Annotated in this window: 17 protein-coding genes; all 17 read left to right on the forward strand. The window is 36.4% G+C overall.

Annotation, left to right across the window (positions count from 1 at the left end; translation table 11 throughout):
- Positions 1-127 precede the first annotated feature (127 nt).
- Complete coding sequence (locus ABYT26_RS12985) at positions 128-2,335, forward strand: peptidase domain-containing ABC transporter (RefSeq protein WP_372754565.1); 2,208 nt, start codon at positions 128-130, stop codon at positions 2,333-2,335.
- Positions 2,336-2,390: 55 nt separating this feature from the next.
- Positions 2,391-2,774 carry a GxxExxY protein gene (locus ABYT26_RS12990; protein ID WP_372754567.1) on the forward strand — a complete coding sequence of 128 codons (384 nt, stop codon included), beginning with the start codon at positions 2,391-2,393 and terminating at the stop codon, positions 2,772-2,774.
- A gap of 34 nt (positions 2,775-2,808) precedes the next feature.
- Positions 2,809-4,101 carry an HlyD family secretion protein gene (locus ABYT26_RS12995; protein WP_372754569.1) on the forward strand — a complete coding sequence of 431 codons (1,293 nt, stop codon included), beginning with the start codon at positions 2,809-2,811 and terminating at the stop codon, positions 4,099-4,101.
- Between the two features lie 91 nt (positions 4,102-4,192).
- Complete coding sequence (locus tag ABYT26_RS13000; RefSeq protein WP_372754571.1) at positions 4,193-5,140, forward strand: ROK family protein; 948 nt, start codon at positions 4,193-4,195, stop codon at positions 5,138-5,140.
- 46 nt (positions 5,141-5,186) lie between these two features.
- Positions 5,187-6,179, forward strand: a complete 993-nt coding sequence (locus ABYT26_RS13005) for a DUF3187 family protein (protein WP_372754573.1) — start codon at positions 5,187-5,189, stop codon at positions 6,177-6,179.
- Between the two features lie 20 nt (positions 6,180-6,199).
- Positions 6,200-6,568 carry a YccF domain-containing protein gene (locus ABYT26_RS13010; RefSeq protein WP_372754575.1) on the forward strand — a complete coding sequence of 123 codons (369 nt, stop codon included), beginning with the start codon at positions 6,200-6,202 and terminating at the stop codon, positions 6,566-6,568.
- 374 nt (positions 6,569-6,942) lie between these two features.
- Positions 6,943-8,421 (forward strand): lipopolysaccharide biosynthesis protein, encoded by a 1,479-nt coding sequence (locus tag ABYT26_RS13015; protein WP_372754577.1) that lies wholly within the window; start codon positions 6,943-6,945, stop codon positions 8,419-8,421.
- A gap of 105 nt (positions 8,422-8,526) precedes the next feature.
- On the forward strand, positions 8,527-8,961 hold the full coding sequence (gene dut, locus ABYT26_RS13020; RefSeq protein ID WP_372754579.1) for a dUTP diphosphatase: 435 nt from the start codon (positions 8,527-8,529) through the stop codon (positions 8,959-8,961).
- Between the two features lie 108 nt (positions 8,962-9,069).
- A complete protein-coding gene (locus ABYT26_RS13025; protein WP_372754581.1) occupies positions 9,070-10,074 on the forward strand; it encodes a sugar phosphate nucleotidyltransferase in 1,005 nt (334 codons plus the stop codon).
- Positions 10,075-10,080: 6 nt separating this feature from the next.
- Positions 10,081-11,853, forward strand: a complete 1,773-nt coding sequence (locus ABYT26_RS13030; protein WP_372754583.1) for a tetratricopeptide repeat protein — start codon at positions 10,081-10,083, stop codon at positions 11,851-11,853.
- Complete coding sequence (locus ABYT26_RS13035) at positions 11,843-12,706, forward strand: DUF4292 domain-containing protein (RefSeq protein ID WP_372754585.1); 864 nt, start codon at positions 11,843-11,845, stop codon at positions 12,704-12,706. Before ABYT26_RS13030 ends, ABYT26_RS13035 begins: the two co-directional genes overlap by 11 nt.
- A gap of 7 nt (positions 12,707-12,713) precedes the next feature.
- A complete protein-coding gene (locus tag ABYT26_RS13040) occupies positions 12,714-13,940 on the forward strand; it encodes a murein hydrolase activator EnvC (RefSeq protein ID WP_372754587.1) in 1,227 nt (408 codons plus the stop codon).
- Positions 13,941-13,961: 21 nt separating this feature from the next.
- Complete coding sequence (locus ABYT26_RS13045; RefSeq protein WP_372754589.1) at positions 13,962-17,255, forward strand: hypothetical protein; 3,294 nt, start codon at positions 13,962-13,964, stop codon at positions 17,253-17,255.
- Complete coding sequence (locus ABYT26_RS13050; RefSeq protein WP_372754591.1) at positions 17,248-17,655, forward strand: ATP-binding protein; 408 nt, start codon at positions 17,248-17,250, stop codon at positions 17,653-17,655. Before ABYT26_RS13045 ends, ABYT26_RS13050 begins: the two co-directional genes overlap by 8 nt.
- A 3-nt stretch (positions 17,656-17,658) precedes the next feature.
- Positions 17,659-18,084, forward strand: coding sequence for an rRNA maturation RNase YbeY (gene ybeY / locus ABYT26_RS13055; RefSeq protein ID WP_372754593.1), 426 nt, complete (start codon positions 17,659-17,661; stop codon positions 18,082-18,084).
- A gap of 149 nt (positions 18,085-18,233) precedes the next feature.
- The gene (gene mnmG, locus ABYT26_RS13060; RefSeq protein WP_372754595.1) at positions 18,234-20,111 is read left to right on the forward strand and encodes a tRNA uridine-5-carboxymethylaminomethyl(34) synthesis enzyme MnmG; all 1,878 of its coding nucleotides are present in this window, start codon (positions 18,234-18,236) and stop codon (positions 20,109-20,111) included.
- A gap of 167 nt (positions 20,112-20,278) precedes the next feature.
- Entirely contained in the window at positions 20,279-21,922 is a 1,644-nt protein-coding gene (ade, locus tag ABYT26_RS13065) for an adenine deaminase (RefSeq protein WP_372754597.1), read from the forward strand.
- Positions 21,923-21,929: the final 7 nt, after the last annotated feature.

Below are 21,929 nucleotides of genomic sequence, written 5' to 3' on the forward strand. Positions count from 1 at the left end.
AAAAAAAGCTTGTTCTCTTGTTCCTACTAGTGTTTTAAGTAAATGCAGGTTTGTCTGTTTAGTGCAGTTCAACAATTTTTCCTATTTTTAGCTGCACTCAAACAAACCGACTAACTCTCATTCTGTTTTGAAGAAAAAATTTCCTCATTTCCGCCAATTAGATGCCATGGATTGTGGCCCAACATGTTTACGCATGATTGCCTCTCATTTTGGAAAGAACTTCAGTCTTCAGTCTTTACGAGATAAATCGCATATTACCAGAGAAGGCGTTTCTATGTTAGGAATTGCCGATGCGGCCGAAAGCATTGGCCTGCGAACCATGGGCGTGCGCATTAGCTACAAACAGCTGCAGGATGACGCTACGCTGCCAGCTATTTGTCATTGGGGACAGAATCATTTTGTGGTGGTGCACAAAATCGAGGTAAAAAAGAAGAAAACAACGGTTCATGTGGCCGATCCGGCATCTGGATTATTGAAATTTACCAAAGAGGAATTTATTAAATCCTGGGCCAGTACGCAGAGTCAGGGGGAGTTGAAAGGCTTGTGTTTACTGGTGGAAACCACGCCCGATTTTTACCAGCAAAGCGGGGAAGAAAAATCCAATAAGCAGAGCATTGGCTTTCTGCTGCAATACCTAAAACCATATCGAAAATTCCTGGTGCAACTGGCCTTGGGAATGCTATTTGGTTCTTTGCTGCAACTCATTTTTCCTTTCCTTACCCAGTCCATTGTTGATGTGGGAATCAATACCCAAAATCTGAGTTTTATCTATTTGGTTTTGATTGCTCAACTGGTGCTATTCATTTCCCGCATGTCGGTGGAATTCATTCGCAGCTGGATATTGCTACACATCTCAACCCGAATTAATATTTCGCTTATTTCTGATTTTCTGATCAAGCTCATGAAATTGCCCATTGGCTTTTTCGATATCAAGATGATTGGGGATTTATTGCAGCGGATACAGGATCATACGCGAATAGAAAATTTCCTGACATCATCTACCCTTAGCATTCTGTTTTCCATGTTTAATTTGGTGATTTTTGGAATTGTTTTGGCCATTTACGATTTGCAAATCTTCTTTGTTTTTGTGTTGGGATCTGCTCTGTACATCATCTGGATCAATCTTTTTCTGCGCAAGCGAAGAGAACTCGATGGCAAACGATTTGCACAACTTTCCAACAATCAGAATTCATTGGTGCAGCTCATTACCGGAATGCAAGAAATTAAACTCAACAACTGCGAAAAGCAGAAACGTTGGGAGTGGGAACAGATACAAGCCGAACTTTTTCAGGTGCGCACCAAAGGTTTGGCTCTGAATCAGTATCAGGTTTCGGGCTCGGTTTTCTTCAACGAAACCAAAAATATCATCATCACCTTTTTGGCGGCCAAGTCGGTTTTAGATGGCGGTATGACTTTGGGTATGATGCTGGCGGTTTCCTACATTATGGGACAACTAAATTCTCCGCTTGATAATCTGGTGCAGTTCATTCATTCCTGGCAGGATGCGAAAATCTCGCTCGAGCGATTGGGCGAAATCCACGACATGAAGGAGGAAGAAATGCCAAATGAGGACCGACTTACCGAACTACCAGATGAAAAGAGTCTTGCCATTGAAAAGGTGTTTTTTCAGTACGAAGGACCGCATTCCGAGATGGTTCTTAAGGATGTGAATTTGAATATCCCGCAAGGGAAAACCACGGCCATTGTGGGAGCTTCGGGAAGTGGAAAAACTACGCTCATCAAGTTGATTTTGGGATTTTATCCGGCAACGAAGGGAAGAATTGCTTTGGGCGGCGTTTCGCTCGAGAATTACAGCTCGGCCATGTGGCGGCAAAATTGCGGTGTGGTCATGCAGGATGGTTTCATCTTCTCGGAAAGCATCGCGAAAAACATTGCGGTGGGCGATGAAAATATCGATAAAAAGAGGTTGCTGTATGCCGTTCAGGTGGCTTGTATTGTTGAATTTATAGAGGCCTTGCCTTTGCGCTACAACACGAAGATTGGCGCCAATGGTCATGGGCTCAGTCAGGGACAAAAGCAGCGTATTTTAATTGCTCGTGCCGTTTACAAAAACCCCGAATTCTTGTTCTTCGATGAAGCTACCAATGCCCTGGATGCCAACAACGAGAAAGCCATCATGAATAATCTGAACGAATTTAGTAAGGGAAGAACCGTAGTGGTTGTTGCCCATCGATTGAGCACCGTTCGTAATGCCGATAAAATTATTGTTCTCGATAAAGGAAATATTGTGGAGGAGGGAAATCATCAGGATCTGACTAAACTAAAGGGTGCCTACTACCAATTGGTGAAGAATCAACTCGAACTTGGGAATTAATTCGACGCAGATTGATATGATATTTATGATTTACACTGATATTAATTAAAAAGAAATGAATTATCTCCATTCTGAAACAACAGGATTGATTTTAAAAGCATTTTTTAATGTTTATAATGGGTTAGGCTATGGATTTTTGGAAAAAGTTTACGAGCGAGCAATGATTCTAGAATTAAATAGTCTAGGTTTGAAAGTGGAAGAGCAAAAGAAGATAACAGTATTTTATAAAGATGAAAAAGTCGGCGATTATTTTGCTGATTTGATTATTAACGATCAAGTTATTATTGAATTAAAAGCAGTGGAAAGAATAGCACCAGAGCATGAGGTTCAGCTTGTAAATTATTTAAAAGCCACTAATATTCAGGTGGGATTACTTCTCAATTTCGGTGCAAAACCACAATATAAAAGAAAAGTATTCACAAAAAATTATCATATTTAATCTTATTTTTCTGCGCAATCAGCGTCTACATTTTATGGAGAAGGATACAAATATAGAATTACGGTCGGATGAAGTGAAGGAAATTTTGCAGCGCATGCCCAATTGGATCATTCGCAGTGGAACAACGCTTTTTTTTGTGGTGATTTTTGGACTGCTGATTGGCTCCTGGTTTTTCCGTTATCCGGAGATTATTGATGCTAAATTGGTTCTGACAACGCTGAATCCGCCAGCCGAATTGATGGCGCGTAGCTCGGGGCAGATTCAAAAGCTGAATGTGAGCGATAATCAGGAGGTGACAAAGGGAGAAATTGTGGCTATTATCGATAATCCGGCTGTGAATGAGGATGTGTTTCTTTTGAAACAAAAACTACGAACTTTCCAAACGCACTTGCTTGCAGATGAGGGAATACCTGCCGATTTGATGAAGGGTACTTTTCGATTGGGCGAAATTCAATCCTACTACAATCTATTTTTAAAATCCTATGTTGACTTTCAACGCCATTTCGATTTGGAATACCACGACAGGAAAATTGCATCCTATCGCGATCAGATTAGCAAATACAACATGTATTACAATCGGCAGTATCAGCAAAAAAAGATTTTAGCAAGTGAGTTAGCTATTTCAAAAAGTCAGTTTTTTCGAGATTCATCCCTTTTTAATCGTGGGGTCATCTCTAAATCTGATTTTCAAAATTCAAGAAAAAGTTATTTAGAGCAATCCTACTCATTTCAGGGAGCTCGCTCTTCTCTGGCTTCCACTCAAATTAGTATTTCGGAGGTGAAGCAGGAAATAATCGATTTGGAATTGCTGAAAGAAAACGAGCGCAAGGAGTTGCAGAACCTATTGATTCAATCCTTCGACAATTTAAATGCTCAAATTGATATTTGGGAACAAAAATATATACTCCGCAGTCCCATAGCGGGTAGGGTTAGCTTTACGCGATTCTATAGTCCCAATCAGAATGTGATAGAGGGAGATAGAGTTTTTACTGTGTTGCCAGCAGATTCTACTCAGATAGTAGCTCGTTTGGAATTGGATGTTCAGGGAGCCGGGAAGGTAAAAGTTGGGCAGCGGGTGAATATAAAACTCAACAATTATCCCTATCTTGAGTATGGAATGCTGGAGGGAACGATTCGTTCCATATCCAGGGTGCCCGAGGATCAGAAATATAGTTTGGATGTTGATTTACCCAAAGGTTTGCTCAGTAATTATGGTATCGAACTTGAGTTTGCTCAGCAGATCGAAGGGCAGGCTGAAATCATTACTGATGATTCCCGTTTACTGCAAAGAATATTCAATCCAATCCGTTCTCTTTTAAAAGAATAGCTGTGGACAGCTTAGGTTATTTTTGAGATTAGTGCACTTTCCTTTATCAATTGAGGAGTATATTCCGATTCACCGTTTAACTTAATTGGCCATGAGAAAACTTGCTGTAGGGATAGACATAGGTGGAACGAATACTGTTTTCGCGCTTATTGATGAGAAGGGAAACTGTTTTGCTCAAGATTCTATTTATACTCGAAAATATGAATCATTCGACCTATTTATGTATGATTTGTGTAGGGGAATCCAAAAATTAAGTGAATCTGGAACTTGCGAAATTATTGGAATAGGTGTAGGGGCTCCTAATGCTAACTTTTACGATAATTGCATTCATAATGCGCCCAATTTACTTTGGAAAGGAAAATTAGATTTGGGTAAAGGACTCATCGAAAAGTTTCATCTTCCTGTGTTCGTTACCAACGATGCCAATGCAGCTGCTATGGCCGAAATGTTATTTGGAGGAGCTGTGGGCATGAAAAATTTTATGGTGGTTACTTTGGGTACTGGATTGGGTTCTGGTATTGTTGTGAATGGGGAAATTGTCTACGGGCATTCCGGTTTTGCTGGTGAAATGGGTCATATTATTGTTCGTCCTCAAGGACGTTTATGTGGATGCGGTAATCGGGGGTGTTTGGAAACTTATGTGTCGGCAACTGGCATTAAACGAACAGTTAGCAAATTAATTGCAAAATATCCTATGGCAAGTGAATTGCGAAATGTGGCCTTTTCTAAAATGAGTGCTAAACGCTTGGCCGATTTAGCTCATGCGGGAGATCAAATCGCCATTGAAGCTTATGAATTTACGGGTAAACTTTTAGGAATGGCTGTGGCAAATGTGGTGGCACTGAATCATCCTCAAACCGTTTTTCTATCAGGAGGTTTATCCAAAGCGGGCGACCTACTGCTAAAGCCTTGTCAATATCATATGGAAAAAAATCTATTTGGTATCTTTAAACATAAAACTGAAATTAAAATTTCTGGTATCAGTGGAAATTCCGGAATATTGGGAGCAGCCGCTATGGTATGGAAGTTTGTTTTATAATTTATAGCTTTGTGCTCTCGTTCCATTAAATTTCCATAATATATTTATGAGAAGTATATCAATAAGTTTTTTAGTAGGATTGCTGGTGATGACTAATCATGTTTTTTCTCAGCAACAGGTTAAAGCTTTCCAAACCCATAATCAAAGTCCCTTGATTCATTCTTTTGGTTTGCCAACCAATTCTGGAGGTAGGATATTAGATCGTAAGTCTTTTTGGCTTGGGGACTACTTTAATATGGTTAACAATGCAACAAGTGTCAGCTTTTTGGATGGAACTCTCTATTTTGATGGGGAAATGTATCGAAATGAGCTTTCTGTATCCTATGGGTTGTTTTCTAAATTAGAAGTGGGATTGGTGATTCCGATTGTGAAACATTCCACTGGAATAATGGATACTTTTATTAGCAATTGGCACGATTTGTTCGGATTACCCGGGAAGGCCAGAAGTTACATGCCTAAATATGATTTGGATTATTATTTGATTCAAGACCAGGAATTGGTTTTTCAAATGAACGAAAGCAAATTGAATGTTGGAGATATTAGTTTTTCTTTGGGAACTCCGATTTTAAAACGACCCAATCACGATTTATCTTTCCGATCCTACCTGAAAATTCCTGTTGGAGCTAAGGAGGACCTAATAGGAAGTGGAACTTTCGACTTATCTTTTCAATTGAGTGGAACTGTTCACACGATACCTCGTAAAAAACAGGTTTCAATTTATTATTCTGGCGGTTATCTGCACATAGGCAAGGGTGCTTTGCTTTCCGATTTAGTGAGTACAAATGTAGGGTTTGGTAATATCGGATTGTCATACAACTTCAACGATAAATGGTATGTAAAGTCTCAGTTTGATTTCCACACTAGTTTTTACGAAAAATCCGACACAAAACAATTGGGAAAATCATCAGCTCAATACGTGCTTGGGTTTGATTATATTATCGCTAAAAATACAAATCTGTCTTTTTGTTTTGTTGAAGATATTATTGTGAATACAGCACCTGATTTTTCACTTCAGTTTGGCTTATCGCATCAGTTTTAATTAGTAATTAAGTAAACTATATGAGTATTATTGGTAATATTATTTGGATCATTTTTGGAGGAATATTTATTTTCCTAGAATACATTATAGCAGGCGTTTTAATGTGCTTAACCATTGTGGGGATTCCTTTTGGTTTGAAAATTATTCAGCTGTCGGTTCTTGGTTTGGCCCCTTTCGGACAAAGAGTGCAGTACAATGAACATGCTGGTGGATGCTTAACTATTGTTTTAAATGTAATTTGGGTTTTTATTGGCGGTTTACCTATTGCATTAACTCATTTGTTTTTTGCCTTGCTATTTGCCATTACAATTATCGGAATTCCTTTTGCCAGTCAGCACATAAAATTAGCAGGATTTGCCTTAATACCTTTTGGTAAAAGCATTCGGTAAAGGAAGATACTGATGGTTAATTCCCATAAAAAAGAAAAATCCTGACCGAGAGATCAGGATTTTCACAAAATACTTAAACAACAAACACTAACATAAACGTTCCTTAACGTATATGTCAGCAAATGTGAAGAAAATATTTCTTATAAAAAAGTGTTTCATAGGGATTTACGAGTTATTTTTTCTGATTATTTAATCGAAATCGTTTGTGAATGCTTATTTATATGCATTGTAAATACTGAAGAATTATTTTTTCTAGCTAAGAATAAAATTGCTTCACGTGGAACATGTAATTATTCATTTTCAGAAGGTTTTAAAAATTAAAGAGTCATAAAAATCATATATTTGCTTTTTTAAATCTCATTAATATTCAAATTTTGAATCCTCTTAAAAAACTTGCCGGAGAAACGGCTATATATGGGGTAAGTACCATATTGGGTCGATTGTTAAATTGGTTATTGGTTCCCCTTTATACTAATGTTTTTTTTCCTGAAGAATATGGAATTGTAACTAATTTAATGTCCTACATTGCCATATTATTAGTGGTGTTAACCTATGGAATGGAGACTGGATTTTTCCGTTTCGCCAGTAATGAGAAGGAGAGTGCTACCACTTTTTCAACTGGATTTATTTCCCTGCTTTGTACCACAATTTTATTTTGGATATTAATTGCAAGCTTTTTAAGTCCTCTTTCTCAATTTTTAAATATTGCTGATCATAAAGACTATTTAATTTTACTGGCTCTTACATTAGGATTTGATGCCATTACCGCCCTCCCTTTTGCAAATTTACGCCAGCAAAATAAAGCCTTCCGTTATGCTGGCTTAAAATTGATTAATATCGGCATCAATTTGGGAATTAATCTTTTCTTTCTTTTGCTTTGTCCATGGATTCAAGCAAATTTTCCTCATTTTCCAATCGTTCAAATTTGGAATCCAGAATTTGGAATCGGTTATATTTTTCTTGCCTTCTTTATTTCTAGTTTGGCAAATTTAATATTGCTTCTACCAGATATCTTGAAGCTTAAATTTATTTTGGATGTAAAATTACTGGGTAAAATCCTCAAATATTCTGCCCCAATTTTGGTGGTTAGTATATGTGGAATGCTGAATATTAATTTGGATAAAATGATTATGCCTGAGCTGATTCCTGAAGCTCAAAATCCACTTTACCAAACGGGTATATACGGGGCGAATTATAAATTGGCAGTTATCATGACTTTATTTATTCAGGCTTTTCGGTATGCTTTTGAACCCTTCTTTTTTGCTCAGGCAAAGCAAAACAATTCAAAACAAGTATATGCTGATGTGTTGAAGTATTTCGTAATCTTGGGTCTGTTTATTTTTCTTGGGGTAATGTTCTATCTCGATATCGTTAAAATTTTAATTGATTCTCGATATCACGAAGGTCTTATAATTGTGCCTTACGTGCTTTTCGCAAACTTATTTTTTGGTATCTTTTTCTCCTTGTCTCTGTGGTACAAACTTACGGACAAAACCCGTTTTGGAGCCTATATTGCCATACTTGGAGCTTTTATTACCATCAGCCTAAATCTTCTGTTGGTACCTCAATTTGGTTATATGGGAGCTGCTTATTCCGTTCTCGCTTGTTTTGTAGTAATTACTCTAATTTCTTACATTGCAGGTCAGCACTATTATCCAGTTCCATACGATTTAAAACGCATTCTCTTTTACATCGCTATTGCCTTACTATTTTATGGTTTAAGCACCTTTATTAGCAATGAAAACCAATGGGTGAAAATGGCTGCAAAAACTCCTTTGCTAATCTTTTTTGCCTTTGTTGTCATCCAAAAAGAATCTTTATGGAAATCTATTGCAAAAATACTTCGAAGATAATAAGAGCATAAATAAGTGTTTGGCTCAGGTTTTTATAAGAGTTCTGAAAAATGTATCTTAGCACTTCGAAAAAAACAAGCACATTCATAAGCAAAAAAGAATTAAATGAAAATAAAAATCGTCAACAAATCGAAACACGATCTCCCAAAATACAGTACAGAATTGTCTGCAGGCATGGATTTGCGAGCCAATTTAGATGCTCCCGTTTTTTTAAAATCATTGGAGCGTAAACTAATTAAAACAGGTTTATTCATCGAGTTACCAGCAGGATATGAAGCGCAAATTCGTCCCCGTTCAGGGATAGCCCTAAAAGAGGGAATTACCGTTTTAAATTCACCGGGTACAATTGATGCAGATTACCGAGGAGAAATAGGTGTTATTCTTGCTAATTTGTCTAACCAAGAGGTAGAGATTAAAGATGGCGACCGAATTTGTCAGATGGTTATTGCCGCTCATGAAACTGTAAATTGGGAAGCTGTAGAAGATCTTGAGAAATCGGAAAGAGGAGCAGGTGGATTTGGCCATACAGGAAAATCTTAATGCGTTAAAAATTATTAATTTGAATCAAAACAAATACCAAAACTGTACATTTGATTCGTTTTTTACTTATTTTACAGAACACTACTTACTACAAATAGATTTTAATAGATGAAAATTATTGTTCCAATGGCTGGTATGGGCAAGAGAATGCGTCCTCATACCTTAACAGTTCCAAAACCATTAATTCCTATTGCAGGAAAACCGATTGTTCAGCGTTTGGTTGAGGAAATTGCAAAAGTTTCTGATGAAAAAATCGATGAAATTGCTTTTATTATTGGTGATTTTGGAAAAGAAGTAGAAAAGCAATTGTGCGATATTGCCACAAATTTAGGTGCTAAAGCAAGCATCTACTATCAGGAAGAAGCCCTGGGTACAGCACATGCAATTTATTGTGCAGCTCCTTCTTTATCTGGTAAAGTGGTTGTTGCTTTTGCGGATACTTTGTTCAAAGCAGATTTTGTTTTGGATGAACAGGCAGATAGTGTTATTTGGGTACAAAAGGTAGATGATCCATCGGCATTTGGGGTTGTGAAAATCAATGAAAGTAATGTTATTACTGATTTTGTTGAAAAACCGAAAGACTATGTGTCTGATTTAGCCATTATAGGTATTTACTATTTTAAGGATGGCAATAATTTGCGCAATGAATTAAAATATTTAATTGATAATAAGGTAATTGTTAATGGGGAATACCAGCTGACAGATGCCTTGGAAAATATGAAAAACAAAGGGCTTTCTTTCATGCCCGGACAAGTTATAGAATGGATGGATTGTGGCAATAAGGATGCAACAGTTCATACCAATCAACGAATATTGGAGTATCATAAAAAAGATGAATTACTTGGTTCTAATTACATCGCAGAGAATTCCATTATTATTCCTCCTTGTTTCATTGGGGAAAATGTAAATATTAAAAATTCGGTAATTGGACCTCATGTGTCAGTAGGTGCAAATACCACAGTAACTAATACTTTGGTTCGTAACTCGATCATTCAAAGAAATTCAAAACTTGAAAATTTGAATCTTGAAAATTCCATGATAGGTAATTATGTAGATATTCAAGGTGATGTTTCAGAATGGAATGTGGGCGATTTTGCGACCTTTTCAAAATAAAGTTGGATGAAGGTGGGAAGTAAATTTTGGATGGCTATTCTTTTGAGCTGCTTAGTAGCGGTTCCTGTATTGGCAGGTGCTGTAATGCCAGGATCAAAAAAAGAAAAAGTGCAGAAAGAAGTAAAGTTAACGGAGGAGCAAAAATTAGAGTTCGATTATGCTTTTGCTGAAGCTACGAAGGCGGTTTTGCTAAAAGAGTTGGATAAAGGGATTTCTTTGTATGCTGCATGTCTGAAAATTGATCCAACAAGTGCTGTTGTTCGATACGAATTGGCAAATATTTATATGAGTCAGGATAATTTGAACAATGCATTGGAGCTGTCTAGGGGAGCCGTTGAATTACAACCCAAAAACCTTTGGTATCAGATTCAATTGGCCAATATCTATCAAAAAAAAGGCATGATGGATCAGGCATGTGCCGTTTACGATAAGTTAGTCGAATTGTATCCCGATCGAACTGATTTTTACTACTTGCAAGCCTCTATATTTGCATCTGTTGAAAAATTTGAGGAAGCCATCGAGGTTTACAATCGATTAGAGAAAAAAGAAGGAATTATAGAAGGGGTTTCTTTAGAAAAGGAACGCTTGTATATCGCTAGTGGAAATCGAAAAATGGCCTATTCCGAACTTGAAAAACTAATAAAGAAATTTCCATATCGCGCCGAGTTTTATGGTATGTTAGCCGATTTATATATCGCCGATAAAGACGAAAACAAAGCATTTCAACAGTACGAGAAGATTCTTAAAATAGATCCTGAAAATGGGTTGATTCACTTTTATTTGGCTGATTTTTATCGACGCAAAGGTGAAATTGAAAAAAGCAATGCGTCTCTTTCTAAGGCTTTTGCGAATCCAGGAGTAGATTCCGATCAAAAAATTCAATTTCTTATCTCTATTTTAATGAATGGAGACCAGGAAGGAATGACTGATGAATATCTGAAAGGATTACTTGATAGTTTAGTGAAGCTGCATCCGGGAGAGGTGAGGGTTCATGCTCTTTATGCCGATTTTCTGAGAAAAAGAAACGATAATGAGGGAGCTCGTTACCACTTGCGTAAAGTTTTGGAAAATGAAAAAAATAATTATGTAGTTTGGGAAGAGCTACTTTTAATTGAAAATAGTCTGCTCGATTTTGATAGTATGTTGAAAGAGAGTAGCGAAGCATTAAATTATTTTCCAGCACAACCACTTCTTTATATTTTTAAGGGAGTTGCTGCAGCACAAAAAGAGGAATTTAAAATAGCCATTGAAAGTTTAGAGGAGGGAATTTCCTATGTGGGTGACAATGTAAAATTACGAGTTCAATTTAAAATGTACTTAGGCGATGCATACTATCAAATGGGTGATTCGGAAAAGGCATTTAAAGCGTACGACGAAGTTCTGCTGTTTGAACCTGAAAATGTGATTGTACTTAACAATTACAGCTACTACTTATCGGTAAAAAGAGAACAGTTAGAGAAAGCGAATAAAATGAGTTCTTTGTGTGTAAAACTCGAAGCTGAAAACTCTACCTATTTGGATACTTATGGATGGGTTTTGTATCAAATGGGAAAATACGAGGAAGCGAAAAATATTCTTGAGAAGGCTTTGCAGTATGGAGGTGAAAGTTCAGCTGTTATTGTCGAGCATTATGGTGATATATTGTTCCGCTTGGGTCAGGGCGATAAAGCTCTTGAAGAGTGGAAAAAAGCAATTGAAATAGGTGATGGTTCGGAGTATCTGGCAGAAAAAATTAAATCAGGTAGTATTCCGGTGGAGATAGAAAAAAATGAGCAATAAAAAATATTCAAAAATTGTACTTAGGGCTTTGATTATTATTATTGCCCTTTTTCAGTTTTCTTGTAAATCGTTTTATGAGTTAGGAATTGCAAAAGCAAAACCGATTTCAGATGCTAAATTGTATAGTGGTTTAGTCGACAGTAGTTTAAATTATCAGAGTTTATTCATCAAGCGTTTTACGGCTAACTTTTCGGTGGATGGCATCTCTAAAAGTTTTAAAGGATCTATTAAAATTGAAAAAGACAGTCTTATTTGGATTGATATTACGGCATCCGTTGGAATTCCTGTTGCTCGACTGCTGATTAGTCCTGATTCTGTAAAAATGATTAATCGTTTGAAGAAGAATTATTTCGTTGATGATTTGGACTTTTTCTCGGAGAAATTAAATGTCGATTTGGATTTTTATGCCTTTCAGAGTATTCTCACCAATTCCATTTTTAGAATGGATAATGAAGAGAAAGAAAAAGCATTTATTCGATCTTTTAATGGTAAGATCGTTAATAACAAGTATGTGTTCATTTCCGAAAAATCGAGAAAAATAGATCGTAAATTAAAAAAAGATAAGTTAAGGAAACTAAATAACTCGAATTACCAGAGGATTGATATTGACCCATCTCTACTTAGAATCACCGATATTTTAGTGAAAGAGTTTGATGATTCAAGAGAGATTTCATTGAAGTATCGTGATTTTACAGTGTTCGAGAATCAAAAGTTTCCCCAACGGCTGATTTTTAAAGTTAAGGATCCAAAACATTTATTATCTTGTAACATTAAATTTAATAAGCTAGCATTTAGTGAAGATCTTAAGTTTTCGTTTACAATCCCCGAAAAATACGAAAGAATTTATCCATAAAACGACTATGGGAATTAGCAAATTAACAAATAGTAAATTAGTTTATCTTCTTTTACCACTTTGGTTTCTGTTTTTAACAGACACACATGCCCAAACTAAGATGTCTACTCTTAACAAAAAAAAAGAGCAGAATGAAAAAGACATTGCCTACACAAATACTCTTCTTAGTAATACTCTAAAGAATAAAAATGTTAGCATAGGTCAATTAAATCTATTAAATCAGAGAATAAAAGCCAGGCAAGGATTACTTGAATCTATCGAAAACGAAATCTCTTATTTGGGTACTCAAATCATTAGCATTACCGACGATGTGAAAGCTTTGGAGGCGGAAATGGTGGTTTTAAAACAACAGTACGCGAAAGTCATCCAATACGCATACAAACAAAGAAATTCTCACGAAAAATTAATGTTTTTACTTTCTTCTAAGGATTTTAACCAAGCTTATAAACGATATAAATATCTTCAGCAGTTTTCAGAATACAGTCGTAAGCAAGGGAAATTAATTGCAGAAAAGAAGAATAGCTTAGATACAAAACTTGCCGATCTGCAAAATGCCAAAAGCGAAAAACTTGTTTTGTTAGCAGAGAAAACTAAGGAGAGCAATAGTTTGGCAGAAGAAAAATCGCAGCAGGCAAATGTACTTGTAAAACTGCAGAAACAGGAAAAGCAGTTGCGCGAAGATCTAAAGAAACAGCAAAAATATGCCAAGACCTTAGAAAAAGAGATTGAGAAAATCATAGAAAATCAAGCTAAATTAGCCACAAAAAGTAGCAAAGGGACAGGAAAGTATGGCTTAACCCCAGAAGAAAAAGTTCTGTCCGATTCGTTTGATCAAAACAAAGGAAAGCTTCCCTGGCCTACAAAAACAGGTTTTATTTCCGAAAAGTTCGGAGAACATAAGCATGCTGTACTTAAGCATGTTAATGTGCGAAACGATGGCATTAATATTACCACCGATCATGATGCTGAATGTCGCTCTGTTTTTAACGGCGAAGTCACACATATCCTTTCCATGCCAGGACTTAATAATGTGATTATTATTCGTCATGGAGAGTTCTTTTCCGTCTACTCGAATCTTTCTAGCGTTAGTGTTAAGAAAGGAGAGACGGTTACTTCTAAAGAGAAAATTGGTGTTGTATTTACCGATCAGACCCAAAATCAGACCGTTTTAAAATTTCAACTATGGAAAGGCAGTACAAAACTAGATCCTTCCTTATGGTTGTATCGGAATTAATTCTATTACGTAGTACCCGGTATGGAATATAGTCAGGAAATATTCATCGAAAAATTAGATCGATTTATTCGGAAATATTACCAAAATCAGCTCTTACGAGGAACACTCATAAGTATGGTGTTGATATTGGCCTATTTGCTTGTGCTTTCGTATTCAGAATATTGGTTCTATTTTTCAGTTAGAGTACGAACCGCTTTAGCAGTATTTTCTATACTAACGATTTTGGCAGTACTCATCAAATGGATTGCACTGCCGATTATTGGATTGCTTCGAATTGGAAAAAGAATTAGTTATAGGCAAGCCATTAAGGTAATTACACAATATTTTCCTGATTTGCAGGATGGGTTGATTAATATACTAGAGTTAAGCGAACTGGCCTCACAAAAGGAGAGATCGCAAGATTCTCTTTTAATGGCAAGTATTAGTAAGAGAATTGAAGCAATCCGATTGGTGCCTTTCCGAAAAGCAATCTCTTTTAAAGCAAATCTGAATTATTTAAAATATTTGGCATTTGTACTCCTTGCCATTCTTTTTAGCTATATGGCTTTGCCAGATATGTACCAAACTAGTGGGACTCGCCTGGTGCACTTCAGACAGGATTATCTGCCACCAGCCGACTTTACATTTATTCTGGATCATCAGAACCTGAAGGTAGTAAAAGGTGCGGATTTCAAATTAAAAGTGCACACAGAAGGGAAGTATGTTCCAGATGAGGTTTACTTGGTTTCTGGAGGGCAACAGTTCCTCCTAAAAAAGGAAGTAAGTAATGGTTTTAGCTATCATTTTCGGAATGTAAATAAAGACATTTCCTTTTTCTTGAAAGCAGGCATAATTAAGTCGCCAACCTATCGTATTGAACGATTGCTAAAGCCAGGAATAAAATCATTTGATCTCTTGGTGAAGGCACCTTCCTACACGAAAATTCCAGATAGGAAAGAGCAAAATTTAGGTGATATTAATGTTCCTGAAGGTTCTTTTTTGTCATGGATGATAGAAGGGGAAGATGCTGATGAACTAGAGCTTGTATTTAACGATACGCTAATGAAATTTAAAGCTAACCATGAAGCGGCCATATTTCATTTTTCGAAGGATATCTTCAAGAAAAAGTCATATCAAATTTATCTGAGCAATTCGAATTATGAAAAGGAATTGTTGGCTAGTTACACGGTGGATGTAATTCCTGATCTTTACCCACAAATACAGATTGAAATCATTCAGGATTCTTTGTTGGCAGCTGCCTACTATTTTAAGGGAATAGTAAAGGATGATTATGGATTTTCAAAATTGCGTTTTTGTTATCTATCAAATGATAATCTACCGGTATATATTCCATTGCAAGTGAGTAAAAATTTAACTACTCAGGAATTTTATTATGCTTTTGATTTCGCCAGTGTTGAGAACAGTGAGGGAAGTCAAATTCAATACTATTTCGAAGTTTTCGACAACGATGGGATCAATAAACCTAAAATGACTCGCTCTCAACAATTTTCACTTTTAATTCCTGATTCAAAACAATTGTATGATTTAAATACAAGCATTCAGGATAGTATCTCCAATCGAATTGAAAAAGGCATGGATCTGAGCCAATCCATACAGCAAGACATAAAACGACTACAGAAGAATTTATTGGATGGAAATGGGGATCAATGGCAGCAAGAAAAAATTTTTCAGGATATAGAGAATAAAAGAAAACAACTGGATGATTTGCTCGAAAATATCAAGAATGAAAATTTGAAAAAAAATCAAATGATGAATTCTTCTGGTCAACAGGATTCACTTCTCCTCGAAAAACAAAAACAAATCGAAAAGCTTCTTGATAATGTAATGGACGACGAGTTGCAAAATTTGTTTGATGAATTTAATAAATTGGCCGAAGAATTTAAATCTGAAGATCTAAACAAGCTAGGCAATCAATTAAACATGTCGTTTGATGATTTTCAGAAGCAAATGGATCGCAACCTAAGATTGCTGGAACGATATGATATTGAGGTTCGTATGAATCAAATTGTTGATAGAATAGAAAAAATAGCCGATAATCAGGAACAAATTAGTACCCTAGGTAAGAAGGAGGATGAAATATTAAAATCTCAGCAAGTTAAGGACATCCAAAAATGGGATGATGTAAAGGAAGACCTAGAAAAGTTATTGGAAAAAAATTCCGGCATTAATGATCCGTATCAAATTGAAAATCCTTCCGATGATTTTCAGGAAATTTCGGAGATGATGAAAGAAAGTGAAATGCTCTTGCAAGAAGGGAAAAATTCCAAAGCTTCAAAAAACATGAAATCCAGTTCGCAAAAACAAAGAGCACTCGCTCAAAAGTTGGCGAACAATTTAATGACCAGCGAATCTGCTCAACTTAGTGTGGATATTGATCACTTAGTTCACTTGCTAAATAACCTAATGGAACTTTCTTTTGAGCAGGAAGACATATTAACCGATTATAAAACGGTGAACTATCAGAATCCTTTGTATGTAAAAATGATTGAAGAGCAGGCAACAGTTAAGGAAGAATATGCTTTGGTACAAGATTCCTTACTATCCTTATCGGCTCGTTCTCCTCAAATAGCCTCATTACTCGGAAATCGTATTTTTGATCTTCAGAATTACTTGGATCAGGTGCTAGTAAGTGCCAACGAACGACGAAAATCACAAGTAAATGTAATTCAGCAGAAAGTAGTAACAGAGCTTAATGAGCTTTCCTTGTTCCTTTCAGAGGCATTAAAGCAACTAATGGAACAAATGGCCAATGCCATGCCCGGCGATCAAATTGGCGATCAGAAGGGAGGAGCTCCATCCTTCTCGGGAATGCAATCAGAACAAGAATCGCTCAAAAAAATGTTGGAGCAGATGATTCAGGATATGAAATCGGGAAATGGTAAAAATAATTCAAAGGAAAGGCTCGGTCAATTTCTGCAAAGACAGGAAATGTTTCAGCAGAATTTGATGGATATGATGCAAAAAGGTGGTGTGGGAGATGAAACCAAGAAAATATTACGTGAAGTAATGAAAATGATTGACGAAACAGAGCGAGACCTAGCAAATTTTTCTATAAATTCGGCTACAATTACGAGGCAGAATAGGATTGTTTCCCGATTATTAGAAGCAGAAAGAGCTCATAATGAGAAAGACTTTGATAAAAAGAGGGAAAGTAATTCCGGAAATATTATTAAATTAAGTAACCCTACAGAAATTTTTGAGTATAAGAAGGTACGAACAGATTTCGATGGCGTGTTTAATGACTCTTATGTAAAGATGTTCGATTATTATAACAAATTGTATTTGGACTACATGATCAAAATTAATAATGACTAAATCTGAAAAATTGCTAATATTCCCGTCTGAACTAGAGAACATAAGTAGAGTGGAGAAAATGATTGAAGAAATTTCATCTTCTCATAATTTAAGTTCTGAGGTCTATGGGAAAATTTCAGTTGCCATTATAGAGGCAGTGAACAATGCAATCCTGCACGGCAACCAGCTCGATACCACCAAAAAGGTGAAAATAAGCTATAATATCGATGAAGAGTCGATCAGTTTCTTTGTAGGTGATGAAGGAAAAGGTTTCGATTTTGCCAATATACCCGATCCTACGCTTCCAGAGAATATAGAAAAAACACATGGAAGAGGGATTTTCTTAATGAATCATTTAGCAGATGACATAGAATTTGCTGAGAATGGTGCAACAGTTGAAATGAAATTTAGATTTGGATAAATAATGTTGATTACTTACGATACGTGTGAAACTAAACTTCCCGCGATTGATCAAAAACGCCTTGGCGAATGGATCAGTCGCGTTGTTGTAAATAATGGGTTTCAAATAGGAGAGATAAACTACTACTTTTGCTCCGACAATTACTTACTTGCAATGAATCGTGAACACCTTAATCACGATTATTTTACAGACATTATCTCCTTCGATTATACCGTCTCTGATATGATATCTGGCGATTTGTTTATTAGCGTAGATACCGTTCTCGATAATTCAAAAGAATATGGATGCGACTACATGGAGGAATTGCATCGTGTAATGATTCACGGAGTTCTTCATTTAATGGGAATAGACGATAAAACTGATGAGGATCAGGAAATAATGACCCAAAAGGAGGACGAATCATTAGCATTACTTTCCAAGATTGATTAAATTTGTAAAATTTTTTTAAGTTATACACTTGAATTATAGAAGGTTAGCCTAATTATCAAAGGTTTATTTTCATGATATTCAGAGGTTTAGATAAGATTACTATCTTTGTGAAGAGATAAGGAATAACGAATATAAATATCTTTTATTATATGTTGCCAAAGTATGATGTTATAGTAGTTGGTGCCGGTCATGCCGGATGTGAGGCGGCAACAGCTGCGGCAAATCTGGGATCCAAGGTCCTTTTGATCACCATGGATATGAATAAAATTGCTCAAATGTCGTGTAATCCTGCGATTGGAGGTATTGCAAAAGGGCAAATTGTTCGAGAATTAGATGCATTGGGTGGTTTCACGGGTATAGTAACCGATCGTTCGTCCATTCAATTTCGTATGTTAAATCGATCTAAGGGACCTGCTATGTGGAGTCCAAGAGCACAATGCGACCGAATGGTTTTTTCTGCTGAATGGCGTAAGGTTGTTGAAAACACTGACAATTTGGATATGTGGCAAGATGCTGTGATTCAGGTTATTATTGAGGATGGAAAAGCAGTAGGTGTTCAAACTAAATTGGGGATAAATATTATGGCTAAAACTGTAATATTAACCAATGGAACCTTTCTAAACGGACTGATGCATATTGGTCGGAAGCAAGAAAAAGGTGGTCGTTCTGCTGAACCCGCATCATTAGGAATTAGTGAGCAGCTCAAAGAAATAGGCTTTGAAGTAGGACGAATGAAAACAGGTACACCTGCTCGATTGGATGGTCGTAGTATTGATTTTTCAGTCATGAAGAGACAAGATGGGGAGGAAGGATTCTATCAGTTTTCATATTTAACTGATCATGTTGAACGAACTTTAATTCAGCGTCCCTGTTACATCACTTATACAAATCCCGAAGTTCATGAGAATTTACGGGAAGGATTTGAGGATTCACCAATGTATAATGGAACCATTCAAAGTACAGGTCCAAGATACTGTCCAAGTATAGAATCTAAGCTGTCTACTTTTGCTGAAAAACAAGAACATTTACTTTTTTTGGAACCAGAGGGCGAGCATACACACGAATACTATATTAATGGATTTTCGTCAAGTTTACCTTGGGATGTTCAGTTAAAAGCACTTCAAAAAGTACCCGGTTTAGAAAAAGTAAAAATGTATCGCCCAGGTTACGCAATTGAATATGATTATTTCGATCCTACGCAACTGAATCACACCTTAGAGACAAAACTAGTGGGGAACTTGTTTTTTGCTGGTCAGATTAATGGAACTACAGGTTATGAAGAAGCTGGTGCGCAAGGAATGATGGCAGGTATTAATGCTAGTCTATCGGTGCAGGGAAAAGAGCCTTTTACTCTGAATAGAGACGAGGCCTACATTGGCGTTTTAATAGATGATTTGGTAACCAAAGGTGTTGATGAACCTTATCGGATGTTTACATCGCGAGCCGAATACCGCATTTTATTGAGACAGGACGATGCTGATTTTCGTCTTTCTCCAAAGGCATTTAAGTTGGGTTTAGTAAGTCAAAAGCGAATCGATTTACTGGAAGAGAAAATTGAATATAGAGATAAATTGGTTACCTTTTGTAAAGAATTTAGCTGCAAGCCAAAATTCTTAAATCCAATATTAGAGAAACTAGGAACATCACCATTAAAACAAGGAGTAAAATTATACGATATCATTTTACGTCCTCAGGTGCAAATTAACGATTTGATTGAGCAGGTAACTCCATTGAAAGAAATAGTGGATTTGATCCCAAATAGGAGAGAAGAAATTGTTGAAGCGGCAGAGGTGTTAATAAAATATTCAGGATATATTAATCGTGAAAAATTAATGGCAGAAAAGTTAACTCGTTTAGAAAATATCAACATAAAAGGTCGATTTGAATATGCGAGTCTGCAGTCTATTTCAACTGAAGCACGACAAAAATTAAATAAAATTCAACCACAAACCATTGGTCAGGCATCACGAATATCGGGTGTTTCACCTAGTGATATAAACGTTCTTTTGGTGCTCATGGGAAGATGATGTTCCACGTGGAACCCAGGAGTAAATTGAAATATTCACTCCTTTAAAACGCCCGAAATCGTCTTTTTTCTTATTGAGAAGTTGATTTCGGGCGTTTTTGAAGGTGTCAGTAGTACTACTTGTATCGTGAATTTCTTTTAAACGAGCTAAATAATAATAGATAAGAGATGACAAATACTAATTTTTTAATTTCCGGAAAATTAATAGATATAGTCTCACGTGAGATTATTAAAGCAGAATTGGAGATAAAAGAGGGACAGATTGTTTCCATTAGAAAGAAAGAATCTGTTCCGGATCGTTATATTTTACCTGGACTTGTGGATGCACATATGCACATCGAAAGTTCTCTTTTAATTCCTAGCCGGTTTGCAAATCTTGCGGTACAACAAGGTACTTTAGGAGTGGTAACAGATCCGCACGAAATAGCCAATGTGCTAGGAGAAATAGGTGTCGATTTCATGATAAATGATGCGAAAAAAGTACCTATAGAAATTCGATTTGGTGTTCCATCTTGTGTTCCTGCAACCAAGCATGAAACTTCAGGTTTTGTTTTGGATAGCAATATTGTTGAAAGTCTTTTGAAACGAGAAGAGGTTGTTTGTTTGGCCGAGGTGATGGATTTTGTGGGGGTGGTTGAAGAGGATTTGGAAGTGCTTCGAAAAATACGAGCCTGTAAAAATCTGGGTAAAAAAGTCGATGGTCATGCACCAGGATTGAAAGGGCAAAATTTGAAAAAGTATGTTGCAAGTGGAATCTCTGCCGATCATGAATGTTCGAATATCGAAGAGGCTCTGGAGAAGATTTCTTTGGGAATGATGATACAAATACGAGAAGGAAGTGCTGCAAAAGATTTTGAGGCATTGTATCCACTTTTTGATTCTCATCCAGAGAAAATCATGTTGTGTACAGATGATTTGCACCCTGACGATTTGATTGAAAATGGTCATATCAATTACCTCATAAAACGAGGACTCAAGAAAGGCCTGGACTTATTTTCTTTGCTTCGAGCTGCAACTTACAACCCGATTCAGCATTATGGTTTGGATTTAGGAATGCTTCAGTTGGGAGACCCTGCCGATTTCATAGTTATAGATCATCCTGAATCTTTTGTGGTGGAACAAGCTTACAGAAAAGGAAAATGTATTTACAAAGATAGAAAGGTTTTATTCGAGACAAATAATGATATTATTTTGAATAATTTCAGTCGAAAATCCATACTCTTATCCGATTTGCAAGTGAAACCACAAAATGGTTCATTGCACGCGATTGTTGTAAAGGATGGTGATTTATTAACAGATTCATTACTGTGCGAGCCGAAGATAGACAATGGAAATGTGGTTTCTGATGTGGAGAATGATCTTTTAAAAATAGTGGTGATGAGTCGCTACGACAATGGCAAACCAGTGATGGGATTTGCAAAAGGATTTGGATTCAAGAAGGGGGCAATAGCTGAAAGTATAGCTCACGATAGTCACAATATTATTGCCGTGGGAACAAGTGATGAAGATTTACTGCATGCAATTAATACTTTAATTGATATGAAAGGTGGTATTGTTGCAGTTAATAATGGAGATCGCGAAGCGGTTCGTTTGGAAGTTGCTGGTTTAATGTCGAACAAAACAGGAGAGGATTTGATTTCGGATTATACCAGATTAAGAAAATTTGCATCAGGCTTAGGATCATCTTTCGAATCTCCATTTATGACACTTGCCTTTATGTCATTGCTGGTAATTCCAAAATTAAAATTGTCCGATAAAGGTTTATTTGATGTTGAGCAATTTAAAGTTATTAATCTCTTTAAGGACTTGTAAGTTTTGT

This window comes from Labilibaculum sp. (assembly GCF_041595635.1).
Lineage (GTDB): Bacteria > Bacteroidota > Bacteroidia > Bacteroidales > Marinifilaceae > Labilibaculum.

Bases quoted from the DNA above. Each gene is read 5' to 3' on its own strand.
- ABYT26_RS12990 (WP_372754567.1), top strand. From the start codon at position 2,391: ATGAATTATCTCCATTCTGAAACAACAGGATTGATTTTAAAAGCATTT.
- ABYT26_RS12995 (WP_372754569.1), top strand. From the start codon at position 2,809: ATGGAGAAGGATACAAATATAGAATTACGGTCGGATGAAGTGAAGGAA.
- ABYT26_RS13000 (WP_372754571.1), top strand. From the start codon at position 4,193: ATGAGAAAACTTGCTGTAGGGATAGACATAGGTGGAACGAATACTGTT.
- ABYT26_RS13005 (WP_372754573.1), top strand. From the start codon at position 5,187: ATGAGAAGTATATCAATAAGTTTTTTAGTAGGATTGCTGGTGATGACT.
- ABYT26_RS13010 (WP_372754575.1), top strand. From the start codon at position 6,200: ATGAGTATTATTGGTAATATTATTTGGATCATTTTTGGAGGAATATTT.
- dut (WP_372754579.1), top strand. From the start codon at position 8,527: ATGAAAATAAAAATCGTCAACAAATCGAAACACGATCTCCCAAAATAC.
- ABYT26_RS13025 (WP_372754581.1), top strand. From the start codon at position 9,070: ATGAAAATTATTGTTCCAATGGCTGGTATGGGCAAGAGAATGCGTCCT.
- ABYT26_RS13030 (WP_372754583.1), top strand. From the start codon at position 10,081: ATGAAGGTGGGAAGTAAATTTTGGATGGCTATTCTTTTGAGCTGCTTA.
- ABYT26_RS13035 (WP_372754585.1), top strand. From the start codon at position 11,843: ATGAGCAATAAAAAATATTCAAAAATTGTACTTAGGGCTTTGATTATT.
- ABYT26_RS13040 (WP_372754587.1), top strand. From the start codon at position 12,714: ATGGGAATTAGCAAATTAACAAATAGTAAATTAGTTTATCTTCTTTTA.
- ABYT26_RS13045 (WP_372754589.1), top strand. From the start codon at position 13,962: ATGGAATATAGTCAGGAAATATTCATCGAAAAATTAGATCGATTTATT.
- ABYT26_RS13050 (WP_372754591.1), top strand. From the start codon at position 17,248: ATGACTAAATCTGAAAAATTGCTAATATTCCCGTCTGAACTAGAGAAC.
- ybeY (WP_372754593.1), top strand. From the start codon at position 17,659: ATGTTGATTACTTACGATACGTGTGAAACTAAACTTCCCGCGATTGAT.
- mnmG (WP_372754595.1), top strand. From the start codon at position 18,234: ATGTTGCCAAAGTATGATGTTATAGTAGTTGGTGCCGGTCATGCCGGA.
- ade (WP_372754597.1), top strand. From the start codon at position 20,279: ATGACAAATACTAATTTTTTAATTTCCGGAAAATTAATAGATATAGTC.